We start from the raw sequence: 13,640 nt of genomic DNA, 5'->3' as shown, positions 1-13,640 counted from the left end.
TAAAATCAAATCAACTATGAAAACGACCTACAGTTTTCAAATGTTAGTTGCTACATTATTATTAACTGTTATAAGTTCTTATGGATCTAGCAAAAATGCATTTGTTTCAAAAAATGGATCAAGCACATTATTAGCCAACTCATTCCCTAGCTCTTTATCAAATTTCGAATATGAAATTAATTTAGGGCCATCAACTAATCAGACTTTTAGTATTAATGATGGTACATTCCTAAATAGGTCTTACACGGTAACAGCTCCAGTGGGGTATGAAGTCTCTACATCATCTTCGTCTGGGTTTAGCAATTTAATTGTTATTCCAGGCTCGGTTATAGACTTAGGAGCTGTAACCGTTTTTATTCGTTTATCATCAAGTTTATCAATAGGCATATATAATGGTAGCCTTACGATAACAGCTTCAGGAGTTAATGAAATTATAGAACTTTATGGTGAAGTTACAAGGAGGCAAACCACTTGGGATGGTAGCGCATGGAATAATGGAACTCCAGATATTGAGTCTATTGCCATAATAAACAACAATTATTCTACAACTTCTCATGGTAATTTTAGTGCTTGGGCATTGGATATTAGCTCTACTTATCAACTGACAATAAATGACAATACTTATATAGAAGTTGAAAATGATGTCGTAATTGACGGAACCCTACAAGTAGAATCTACAGGTTCTTTTGTTCAAAATAACAACTCTGGTACATTTACCATTAATAATGGTGGTAGTGCTTCTGTCGTTAAAAATACATCGTTATTAAAAAGTTGGCACGACTACACATATTGGAGCTCTCCAGTTAATGGCACAAATGTAAATAGTGCATTTTCTTCTTCTCATCCTAATTATAGGTTTTGGTTTAATGCACAAAATTATCTGGACATACTAAGAGAAACCGAAAATGGAAACTCTTATGTTTCAGGACATGATGATATCGATGACAATGGAGATGATTGGACACTTCTAAATGGTTCAGACAATTTAACACCTGGTGTTGGATATGCTGCATCACATTCTCCTTCTGGTTTTGTAAGTGGTTATAGCTATCAATATACCTTTTCTGGTCCATTCAATACAGGTAATATTACCACACCAATATATTATAATGGTGACAATGGTGATAATGATTGGAATTTTATTGGAAACCCATATCCTTCTGCAATAAGTGTTGATACTTTTTTTACAGAAAATGGATCAGTAGTTGGTGACGCCATTTATTTATGGTCTCATGCCAATCCTCCTAGTAGTTCTAATAATGGTAATGAGGTTTTAAATTACAGTACAAACGACTATGCGATTATCAATGCTGGTAGTGGAGAAATAGCTGGAGGTTCTAGAGTTATTCCGAATAGATATATTCCTTCTTGTCAAGGTTTTTTTATCCAAGGTAAGACTAATGGAAATGTAACATTTAACAATGACATGCGTATGAAAGATAATACCAGTAATAGTCAGTTCTTTAGACAAAATACTAATACATTAGCTAATAAGCTCTGGCTGGATTTAACATCAGACAATGGAGTCTTTAATCAAATTTTAGTGGCTTATGTAGATGGTGCTACAGATAATAATGATGGCTCAGCTTATGATTCTCCACGATTTCTATCTTCAGATACTGCAGCTATAATTTATACAACAATAGGGAATGAAGCTGAAACAAAATACGCTATTCAAGGTAAACATACATCTAGTTTAAATACTGAAGAAGTAATTGGCATTGGGTTTTACACCTCAATAACAGATGCTACAGTTTACACCTTTTCCATTCCTAAAAAACAAGGTGATTTTATGACAAGTCACCCTATTTTTATAAAAGATAATCTATTAAACATTACTCACAATCTTATAGAGTCTGACTATTCTTTTTCCTCTAGTACAGGTATCTTTAACAATCGTTTTGAGATTGTATTTACAACCGAAACATTGAACATTAATGAAGAGTTTTTTTATGACTCCATAGTAATTAAAGAAGTAAGTGATACTAAAATAAAGTTCAGCTCTAAAGTAATTGCATCAAAAATAAAAAACATAGAGTTATATAATATTCAGGGAAAGTCCGTCTATAATATACCTGTTAATAATACCGAAAGTATACTAAACATATACAACCTTAAAATTGGAACCTACATTGCAAAGGTGGAATTGGATAATGGTACAATAATTAATAAAAAAATGGTAAAACGACTTTAAATTAAGTTTTATTTTGGGACGAAAAACCTGTGATTACAATAAGTGTCTCAGGTTTTTCTATTTTATACACTCATTAAGTTTTTGATAAACTAGGTGAGATTCCCAGCCTCTGTATAGCAAATAATCAGCTACTTTTTTCTTTTTCTTTAATACGTTCTTTTCCGTAATCTCCTCTATACGTTTTCTTGCAAGTTCATCTAAAGTTTTGTGATAATCTTCTAGATCAATTTCTTTAAGTGCAACATCAATAGCATACTTTGAAATATCTCTAAACTTCAATTCTCTAATCAATCTGTTTTTCCCCCATTTTTTAATTCTAAACTTTCCTCTTACAAAGGTTTTTGCAAAACGCGCTTCGTTGAGATAATTTTGCTGAATCAAATGCACTATAATTTTATCAACAGCCTCAGGAATCATCTTCATATCCTTAAGTTTGTGCCTTACTTCTTTATGACAACGCTCTTGGTAAATGCAATAATTTTCAAGCTTTTTTTGCGCTTCATCGAACGTATATGTTTTTTGAGGGTTCATAAGGCGAAAATATAACTTTTTGTTAATAATTTCTTACCTTTCAAAACGCTGATTTGCAATGATTTTGATATATCTTTGTTATTTATTAGCTGTTAATTAATCCCTATGAAAAAGCAATACTCCCTTATCTTATTACTATGCCTATGCTTTATTGTGTCTGGTTATGGGCAAACAACGATTATAGATTTCGAGACTGTCAATGATGGTTATACTCCTTCAACAAATATTCCTGGTCCAAATGGCTGGGAGGATATTTTCGACAGAACTAACCACAACATGACCATTATAACAAATGAAGATGGTTATTATTGGGCTATTGAAGACATTAACGGCTCACCCTTCATAGACATTGATCAAATCGATATAACTGGTGCAACAGAATTTGAATTCTCAATAGACTGGATAGCACATCATTTTAATGATTGGGATGCAGACTCTGAATTTTCTATCACTTATTCAATTGATGGTGGTACATATCAAAATTTAATTTGGGTTCGAAACGTATCTGGAGCAACGAATGCGCCAGCTGCTATAGATACAGATTTTGATGGAACAGGAGAATGCGGTCCCACAACTACATTGCCAAGTCGGTCCACTGGTACATCAAGTGGATGTACAGTTGATGCTTCTAGAAATCAATTTGAAACTTATACTACAACACCTATTGCTCTTACTAGCAATTCTACTTTAGACATTAGATTATCATTTGTAAACTTAAATAATGGTGATGAAGGACTATATTTAGATAATATTACCATCGATTTAACCATACCTTCCTGTACACCTGCCCATAGCCTCACTAGTTTTGCACCAACTGAAGGCCCTATAGGCACAGTTGTAACTATAACTGGTGATGATTTTTCAAATTCAACTTCTGTAGATTTTAACGGCACAGCTTCGACCAACATTATCTATTTAGACACTGATGCAGATGGCACAATAGATACTTTATTAGCAGAAGTTCCAACCGGAGCAACAACGGGAAATATTACTATAACAGAGGCTGGTTGTCCTTTAACTTCGGCATCACCTTTTACCGTACTCGACACCTCAGTAAGTGGTTGCAATTCCACCAATCTTTCTGATTTAATTATTACTGAATTATATGATAGGAATGGCGGCACACTTGGTTACATTGAAATATATAATGGTACTGGATCTGCAGTAAACTTAAGTAACTACTCTGTTCGTAGATATGGTAGTATAGCTGATGTAGGAGCTACTCCTGATAATTACACACTATATACTTTTCCTGCTTCCACTTCAACTATCAATAATAATACAGTAATTTTCGGAGAGGTATTTTCACCTGGAAATACTGACTCTGATACTACACCTGACTTTACTTATGATGTAGATTGCTCTTTTACTAGTGGACCGCCAAACCCAAGTTGTGGCGGATTTAATTCTGATGATGTTTTTGAATTATATAACGGTACAACTTTGGTTGATATATATCACGTTCCAAATAGAGATGATACAAATGCTTTAATTTCTGCTGGATATTATGCTCGAAGAGATCCTAATACAGCTGGTCCAAATACAATGAGTAACCCAAGTGATTGGTCTCAATTAAATCAAAATGATAATGGATCCCCTGCAACAGACGATCTAGGTGTATTTGTTTACACAGGAAGCACAACAACTTATCCCTCAGCGACAGCACCATCAGATGTAATAGGTAGTTGTTTAACTTCAGCTTCTTTTACATCTAATGGAACAGCATCAGCTGGTGGAGCTATAACTTATCAATGGTACTTTAATGATGGTACTAGCACTTCCTGGACAATCGTTAATGCTACTAATTTACCATTAACATCCGTTACAGGAGCTACCAATTCCACCTTAACTTTAACTGATGGTCTCTATAACTATGATAACTATCAATTTTATTGTGAGGTTACTGAAAATGGCACCTGTAGCGCAATATCTAATGCCGCACAATTAAGAATAGGTACTGCCACCTGGAATGGTACAAATTGGATATGGAATAACGGTACAGCAATAGACACAGCTCCTTCTTTAGCTTCTAATGTAGTGCTTGATGATGACTTTAATACTTCAATTGGCGGTTTACAGCAAAGTTTTAGTGCTTGTAACTTAACACTCAATGACAATGTCTCATTATTCATTGATGATGATGATTATGTAGAAGTACAAAATGATTTAGTTGTTAATAATATTACAACTGGTGGTATTAACATTGAACCTAGAGGTTCATTTGTACAGATTAATGATAATGGATTAGTAAGTGCAGACGAACCCGAAAATCTCACTGTAAATAAAGTTACTGCTCCTGCAAATAATTGGTATGAATATACCTATTGGAGCTCCCCTGTTGCCAATGAAATTATTGGAGATGCGCTTTTACCTTCAAACGTAAATAGACGGTATTGGTTTAATGCTCAGAACTATTTAGATGAATATGCAGAAGTAGGTAATAATAATGCAACAGGAGCTGGTAATGAAGGACAAGATGATATAGATGATGATAACAATGATTGGCAACAAATTACTGGTTCATCAACAATCAGTACTTCTTCATTTTTAGAACCTGGAATTGGCTACGCCTCTACTCACGACCCTGCTGCTTTTAATTGTACTCCAGGGCCTGGCTGCCCAGATCCGAGACCTGGTGTTAGGTATACGTTTTCTGGGTTGTTTAACAATGGTATTGTAGAACCTAACATCTATAGAAATGATATAGAGAGAAGTGACAATAACTGGAATCTTATTGGAAACCCTTATCCATCGGCAATTGATGTCGATCAATTCTTTGCTGTAAATTTTTACAGCACAACAAATCCAAATGGATCATCTTCGGGAACTATAGAAGGTGTTGTTTATATGTGGTCTCACAATTCACCTCCAGATGCCACAAATAATGGAAATCAGAACCTCAACTTCTTAGCCTCTGATTATGTGGTCATCAATGGCTTAGGAACTGTAACACCTACCGAAGAACAAGGTACAGGTGAAACTTTACCTAATCGTTTTATCCCTTCTGGTCAAGCCTTTTTTGTTGCCATGTCTGATAACGGAGGACCTGCATATAATATGTCTAGTCCGAGTACTGAAACCGATCAAATTGTTTTTAATAATGCTATGCGCGTTAGAACCAATAATGATCAGTTTTTTAGAAATGCATCACAACCAAATCCCGACAACAAATTATGGGTAAATTTAACTTCAGATAATGGGGTTTTTAGTCAAATTTTAGTAGGCTATACAGATGGTGCCACAAATAATTTTGATGGATCTTATTACGATGCCTACAGAAATCTTTCTAATGATTCCTACTCGGGCTTATACTCATTAATTGATAATAACGAAAAACAATTTGCTATACAAGGTAGAAACCCAAACAGTTTAACCTTAGACGAAGTTATTCCTTTAGGGTTTTTTACAGCAATAGAAGATCCTACAATTTATACGTTATCTATACCACAGGTAGAAGGTGACTTTATGAATTCTAATACTATTTATTTAATAGATAGACTAGATAATAGTATTCATCAACTAAGTACATCTGATTACTCCTTCGTATCAGAAACTGGAGAATTCAATGAACGTTTTGAGATTGTTTTTACACCTGAAGCACTTTCTATAGATGATAACATCATTGATTCTAATGCGCTTACAATTATAGAGCTTACCAATGGTGATGTTAAATTTAAAGTAGGTTCTCAGTTTACAATTAATCAAGTAGAAATACTAGATTTACAAGGGAGGCAAATCTATGTTTTACAAGGAAACAGCTCTACAGAGGTATTCAATTTATCTCAGCTTAGTAGTGCCCCTTACGTTGCCAAGGTTACTTTATCTAACGGGCGTGTAATTAGTAAAAAAGCGATTAAACAATAAGTAAGTAGCTTAAGCCTTCTTACAAACTATATTTTAATGCCAAAACTAAATTTCTACCAGCTGCAGAAATACCTGAAGAATATGGTCTATAACGTTGATCGGTAATATTCTCTAAACCTGCCGTTATAGAAAGTTTATTATTCCAATTGTATTGCGTTCTAAAATTTATAGTATACCATGACGGAGTATAAGGATTACCATTTTTGTCTTTTGCATATAAATAATCCTTAGATAATTCTGATGGCGCTAATTGATTAAAGGACAACTCATTATTATACACTAAAAAAGCATCAAAAAGTAATTTGCTGTTTTTCCATATTAAATGAGTTCTACCAAAATTAGGAGCCACATGCCTTACAGGCACTTCTACTCCATTATTATCTTCTGTACCACCTATAACATTATATTGTGAGCGCAACTTTAAACGTTCAGAAAAGCTAACCTCAACACCAACCTCAAAACCATAAATCCATGCTTTGGATGCATTTTGTATGGCTTGTACAGTACTTAATTCGCCATCATATATAATTTCGGTTTCTCCATTAAGCTCAAAATCTCTTCGGATTAAGGCATTGTCTAAGAATGTATAATACGTGGCTAAATCGAAAATTACATTATCATTAAAATTTAGTTTTAAGCCCAGTTCTCCACTATAAGCATACTCAGCCTTAAGGTCCTTGTTAGGAACAACTACCGAGCCAGGTTCTGAATCAAACACCTTACCTATATCATCTATATTTGGTGCTCTAAAAGCGGTTGAGGCATTCAATTTCCATTGAATGGTTTTGCTCGGCGACCATGTGATGCCAGCGGTACCTGTTAAGGCTCCAGTATTAACCTCAGCATCGTCAAAGGGTAAATTTAAAAATGTGTTGTTTTCGGTAAAACTAGCATTAGCAATAACTTGATTGTACCTCAAACCCGATTGAAAAACAAATTTAGAATTAGGTTTATGTTTTAAACTAACATAACCAGCCATAGATTGCCATGTTGATCCATTTGGGTAACGGGTTACATTAGAAACAGTAGTGTTAGCTTCAATATTTTCTTCTTTTGCTTTAGAACCAACGGTGTTATATAGGTATTCTAGTCCATAAAAAACAGATGTCTCTGGGTTTATCTTTTTTTCTAAATCTAAATTAAAAGAAATGGCATCCACATTCTCCTCTCTTACTTCTCTTAATGGCGACTGAAAATCTCTGTCCCTTCTACTTTCTACAAAATTTTGATACGCTGCCGTAGCTTGTATTTTGTCATAAAGATTAGACCCACTAATAGTTTTTGTTACCTGTAAGTTTCCCATAAACCATTGCTGTGGTCCATATTCCCATTCAGCTGAACGCAATGTTTCCCCTCTAGGTCTTATCAATCTATCATACCTTGGATAATCTGAAGTAGTTGTATAATAGAGGCCTAAATCAAAATATATGTTGTCTGAAGGTTCATAATGCACCTTCTGCATTAAACTAACCTGACTATAAGCCGTTGGCTTTTGAATTTTGGGTTCTGAATTGGTAATAATAATATCTTCACCGTTTTGCCTAACTACATATTCTGATCTAAGATAGTCTCTTGGACCATTACTACCCATCCTCAAATCATCAAAGTCCGTATAGCTTACATTAGTTAAAAACGCCCATTTTTTATAACCTAAATTAAGATCAAAATGTCCTGTCTTTTCATTGTTTGCACTTGCGTATCTTATTAGTGCATTACCCCTTAAAAACATTTCGTCTTTGTAAGATAATTGAGGTTTCTTAGTATAAAAACTCATTACACCACCAATTGCATCGCTACCATAAACTACGGAACCAGCACCTAAAGTCACTTCTGTATTCTTTATAGATAGAGGATCTATAGATATAATATTTTGAAGATTCCCGCCTCTAAAAATAGCGTTATTCATACGTACACCATCTACAGTTATAAGTAGTCTATTAGTCGAAAAACCTCTTATCATTGGGCTTCCACCACCTAATTGACTTTTTTGTATATATATGTTTCCGGTATTTTCAAGTAAATCAGCACTTGTTTGTGGATTGGTTAACGCAATTTCTTTAGCATCAAGACTTACAATTGTTTGAGGTATATCTCGCTTATTTTGCTCAAATTTAGATGCCGAGATTACAATTTGGTTTAAGCTTTCTACTTTAAAAGTTAAATAAATAGTGTAGTTTTTTTCAGCAATTTCGAGCTTCCTAAATTGTGTTTTTTCATATAATAAATTCTGAAAATATATAATTTCTCGATCGTTAAAAATATTTAACTGAGCCTTTCCATTTATATCAGTAACTACATATTTGGTTTTCTTTAAATTGTATAACGCTACACCAGAAACAGGTTCATTTGTCCCTACTTCTAATACAGTAATGGTCTGAGAAAACACCATCTGTACAAAAAGAAACAAAATAACACTAAAAATGATATTACATTTCACTTTTAAGCACATACATCTTCATTAAAATCTCTGCATAAATTTTGCTTAATGAAATACATCATTTAGCACTTGTAATGATTTGGGCTTTTTAAAACCACCCAAATGTAATTCAAAATAATACAATAACATATTTAAAAACTCTTGTCTTTGTTTTGCATTAATTTTTATAGTATGCAAACCATCAAAATTTATGCCCAACAGGCATTTTAATAGTGTTAAATTTTCTCCTGAAATTGAGTAAATTCCATTTGTTGATGCTTCAAAAGTTCCTGATTCTAAATTAAAATAAGGATAATCTTTATTAATATTTTCTGGTTGAAACCCTAAATAACGTGTTAATTTTAATAAAAAGAGTAAATGGAAATTTGCATATTGCTCTAGGTTATCTAGGTATTGTAATGCGGTTTCTATATAATCAAATAGACTTTCGTTTTTCTCCTCTTCCTTTAATACATTAGATAAAATTTCGGATAAAAATAATACAATAGCACTTTTATAAATATTAGTATGAAGACTTTTGTAAATATAGTTTGGTTTTACCTCTCTTATTGAATGAAGTGATTGATTAGGCTTATAACTTTCTTCAATCTGAAGTAGAGATAGCGCTTGAAAATATACTGTTTTGGTTTGACTTTTTTTAGATTTTAAAACACCTCTTAAGATATAACTAACTACCCCTCGTTGTTGTGTATAACACTTTACAATAAGATCGTAGTCTCTATATTTTAATTTTGAAAGAACAATGCTATTGTTTTTTGTAAGCATCTTTACCTAACTATAAGCACCTTGAGAACCTTGGTCTCAAACGAATCTAAATCTGAAATCATCACTAAATACACACCTGTTCTTACTACTGAATTGGCAAGGTTTTTGCCATTCCAAACAGCAGTGCCACCATCAATTGCAAAATTATAATTGGCGTTAGAGGATCTTAAATTAACATTAGATTGAGCTTCTGCAACCAAATTGCCTTCAATATCAGTAATTTTAACATTTACATTGTCGGTGAGACCACTAATTTTAACACCTTTATTAACATCGTTAAGGTCATTAAAACCTAGTAGGTTATATTCTGGACGTACTGGGTTTGGGTAGGCAAATGCATTTTCTAAGGTCTCCTCAGGCTTAGAGCCACCAGCTCTAAATGATAATAATCCCTTTATAGTTGCTATATAAACTATACCATTATTAGGGTCTACAGAGATATCATTAATTCGATTAGAAGGTAAAGGCGAATTATCTTTGGTAAAATGATATATAGTTCTTTGCCCATCTGGTGAAAAATAAAACACCCCCGAATCAACTGTACCTACCCATTTATTATTAGATCCATCTGCTTCAATATCTGTTATAGATTGTCCCTCTAATAATTCTTGTGGGATACCATCTTCTAAAACTATAATAGAACTTAGGGTTGGGTTAGGATCATCAAAAAAACCAGACGTATTAAATAGTACACGTAAGCCAGAAAAAGTGCCTATCCAAAGTTGGTTTCTATTATCTACTTCTAATGAAGTAACTCTAGGAAAAGGGAGGTTTTGCTCTTCAGATTCAATGTTTCTTAATGGGTTGTCTGCGATATTCTCATTATAGGCATATAAACCGTTTGAGTATCCGCCAATCCATTTTGTACCATTATTATCTATATCTATATCAAAAAAACCAAACTCATCTAATAGTGAGTCTTCTATGATTGCAGAAAAATCATACCCTACCCAATTACCTGTATTTGGGTCGAATGATTTCAATGGGTTTGGCGCACGGGCAGTTAATGACCATAATAAACCATTATTATCAAAAGTAGAGGCAGAAACCCTTATACTAATAACATTTGGATTACCTGGCACCACTAAGGATTCTAATCCACTATTGTTTTGATTATATAAAATTGTAGGTATAAAATCATTAACTTCTAAAATCCCATCTTGAAACGAACTTATAAAAACTTGACTAGGATTAAACGGGTTAGTTGAAATTTCAGAAAGGTTTCTTGCTCCCAAAACACTATCAAAAGGTATACTCTCCCATGTTTCATCTCTAAAATAGCTCAAACCTCTACGTCTAGCTGGAGCTGGGTTTAAGGACTGGGAATAATCCCCAAAGCTTGCCCACACTGTTTCACTTTCTGCATTTATCCTAAAGACTTCATTAAATAAAGGTCCATTAGGTTTTATTTCTGTATAAGATGTATTATCATTAATTGAGCTTCTTAATACGCCAAAATCTCTTGAACCAATATAAATAAAGTCTCCTAGTCGAGTCGCAGAGGTAAAGCTGGTATCAAATTCTTCGTTTGGTTGAAAATCATTCACTAATTGAATGTTTGCATCATAGACATATACTCTATTAGTAGTCGATATAATTAAGTTAGAATCACTAACCTCAGTATCTACAGGAAGTAAATCTAATGTAAACAACTGTGTAAGGTTTGTATTATCTATTTCAAATAATGCTCTATTGAATCTAACTGCATATATTTTATTGTTAAGTGTATTTGCAGTGGCAAAATTACCAGGTATTAGTGTTTGCCATTGTTGAAAGTCAATTAAGTTGGGATTATTTAAATCGGCTTTTTTAAGTCCATTTCCATTAGAACAAGCTGCATAGATTTCATTATTTAATATAGAAATCTGGTTTACGGTAATTTGAGAACCTCCATTACCTAAAAAATAGGTGTCACCAAATTCTAATCGCTCTAAATCGTATACAGAAATGCCAAAATCTGTAGAAATATATACCAAACCCTCATGCTCATAGAAATGATTAATGCGCTTATTTACAGGAGTAATGTTTTCTTTCTCTAAAATATCAACTACAGTAAGTACAGATTCATCAGTTTCAGAATATACTTCAATTAAACCCGTTTCATAGCCAATAAGCAAATATTGGTAAAGTTCGCTATATAATATTGTCGTTATTTGTTCTCCTGATAAGCCTTGAACTGTTGTAATTGTATTAAGTTCATTTGTTAAAGCATCATATTCAAAAACAGCATTTTGAGCAGCAGCATAAATCTTGTTGTTACCATTAACAACATCAACAATATCAACATAAGAATAATGTGCTTGCCATAGTGTTGAAAAGTCTTGCGTATATGCATTAATGGATAGACACAGAATAAAGATTTTAAAAACAACTCTTTGCATTATAATATTCGTTTGCTCAAATATATTAATACTAACGATAATATATAGGTAATCATATACCAAGTCATAAAAAAAGCTTTCATATGCAATGAAAGCTTTTAAAATTTACTTTTTATATATTATACCACACCTTGTGCCAACATTGCATCTGCTACTTTTACAAAACCAGCAATATTAGCTCCTCTAATATAATCTACGGATCCATCATCATTTTTTCCATATTCAACACATGAGTTATGAATATCTTCCATGATACCTTTTAATTTTTTATCTACCTCTTCTCTAGTCCAACTGAGACGTAATGAATTTTGGCTCATTTCTAAACCAGAAGTTGCTACACCTCCTGCATTTGAAGCTTTTCCAGGTGCAAATAAAATTTTTGCTTTTTGAAACTCATGAATAGCTTCTGGTGTTGAGGGCATATTTGCTCCTTCAGACACACACATACAGCCATTATTTACCAATTGTTTTGCCTCTTCACCATTTAATTCGTTTTGTGTTGCACATGGTAGTGCTATATCGCATTTTACAGACCATGGGCGTTCTCCTTTAACAAATTTAGCATTTGGATACTTTTCAACATATTCGCTAATACGACCTCGTTTTACATTTTTTAGATCCATAACAAATTCTAATTTTTCAGTATCAATACCATCTTCATCTACAATATACCCTCCAGAATCAGATAATGTTAATACTGTTGCACCAAGTTCAATTGCCTTTTCTGCCGCATACTGTGCAACATTACCTGAACCAGAAATAACAACTTTCTTTCCATTAAAAGAATCATTTTTAGTTTTTAACATGTTCTCTGCAAAATACACATTACCATATCCTGTTGCTTCAGGTCTAATTAAAGATCCACCCCAAGATTGACCTTTTCCAGTAAGTACACCTGTAAAAGTATTGTTCAACTTTTTATACATACCAAACATATAGCCTATTTCTCTTGCACCTACACCTATATCTCCTGCTGGCACATCTGTATTATGCCCAATATGCCTAAAGAGTTCGGTCATAAAAGAATGGCAAAAACGCATAATTTCGTTATCTGATTTTCCTTTTGGATCAAAATCAGAACCTCCTTTACCACCACCCATAGGTAGTGTAGTTAAACTATTTTTAAAAACTTGTTCAAACGCCAAAAATTTAAGAATACTAGCATTTACGGTAGGGTGAAAACGCAACCCTCCTTTATAAGGACCAATTGCAGAATTCATTTGTATTCTATACCCTCTGTTAACCTGTATCTCACCTGCATCATCTACCCAACTAACTCTAAAGGAAATCAGTCGTTCTGGCTCTACCATTCTTAATAAAATGTTTTTTCCATTGTAAATATTATGCTTAGCTATGTAAGGAATAACGGTTTCCGCTACTTCTTGGACTGCTTGTAGAAACTCAGGTTCGTGTCCATTACGTTTCTTTACAAGATCTAAAAATGCTTCAATTTTATCTTTCATATAAA

The 13,640-nt window shown here is 33.4% G+C and carries 7 protein-coding genes; 2 read left to right on the top strand and 5 right to left on the bottom strand.

The window, feature by feature from the left end; genetic code table 11:
• Positions 1–16: 16 nt before the first annotated feature.
• Positions 17–2,194 (top strand): T9SS type A sorting domain-containing protein, encoded by a 2,178-nt coding sequence (locus Q0912_RS04525; protein WP_299112479.1) that lies wholly within the window; start codon positions 17–19, stop codon positions 2,192–2,194.
• A gap of 57 nt (positions 2,195–2,251) precedes the next feature.
• Here Q0912_RS04525 and Q0912_RS04520 read toward each other — a convergent pair whose 3' ends face one another.
• On the bottom strand, positions 2,252–2,725 hold the full coding sequence (locus tag Q0912_RS04520; RefSeq protein ID WP_299112476.1) for a regulatory protein RecX: 474 nt from the start codon (positions 2,723–2,725) through the stop codon (positions 2,252–2,254).
• A 105-nt stretch (positions 2,726–2,830) separates the two neighbouring features.
• Between Q0912_RS04520 and Q0912_RS04515 the strand changes: the two genes are divergently transcribed.
• Positions 2,831–6,589: a hypothetical protein gene (locus tag Q0912_RS04515; protein ID WP_299112474.1), complete on the top strand. Its 3,759-nt coding sequence runs from the start codon at positions 2,831–2,833 to the stop codon at positions 6,587–6,589.
• A gap of 19 nt (positions 6,590–6,608) precedes the next feature.
• On the opposite strand, the gene Q0912_RS04510 is transcribed toward Q0912_RS04515, so the two are convergent.
• The 4 genes from Q0912_RS04510 to gdhA form a co-directional block, all read right to left on the bottom strand.
• On the bottom strand, positions 6,609–9,038 hold the full coding sequence (locus tag Q0912_RS04510; protein WP_299112472.1) for a TonB-dependent receptor: 2,430 nt from the start codon (positions 9,036–9,038) through the stop codon (positions 6,609–6,611).
• A gap of 33 nt (positions 9,039–9,071) precedes the next feature.
• On the bottom strand, positions 9,072–9,791 hold the full coding sequence (gene recO / locus Q0912_RS04505; protein ID WP_299112470.1) for a DNA repair protein RecO: 720 nt from the start codon (positions 9,789–9,791) through the stop codon (positions 9,072–9,074).
• Positions 9,792–9,793: 2 nt separating this feature from the next.
• A complete protein-coding gene (locus tag Q0912_RS04500; RefSeq protein ID WP_299112467.1) occupies positions 9,794–12,172 on the bottom strand; it encodes an ABC transporter substrate-binding protein in 2,379 nt (792 codons plus the stop codon).
• Between the two features lie 119 nt (positions 12,173–12,291).
• Positions 12,292–13,635 carry an NADP-specific glutamate dehydrogenase gene (gdhA, locus tag Q0912_RS04495; RefSeq protein WP_299112466.1) on the bottom strand — a complete coding sequence of 448 codons (1,344 nt, stop codon included), beginning with the start codon at positions 13,633–13,635 and terminating at the stop codon, positions 12,292–12,294.
• Between the last annotated feature and the right edge of the window lie 5 nt (positions 13,636–13,640).

The organism is uncultured Winogradskyella sp. (assembly GCF_947498345.1).
In the GTDB taxonomy this organism is placed as follows: domain Bacteria; phylum Bacteroidota; class Bacteroidia; order Flavobacteriales; family Flavobacteriaceae; genus Winogradskyella.
Note: the sequence above shows the minus strand (reverse complement) of the source record. Positions and strands in the feature narration are given on the sequence as shown.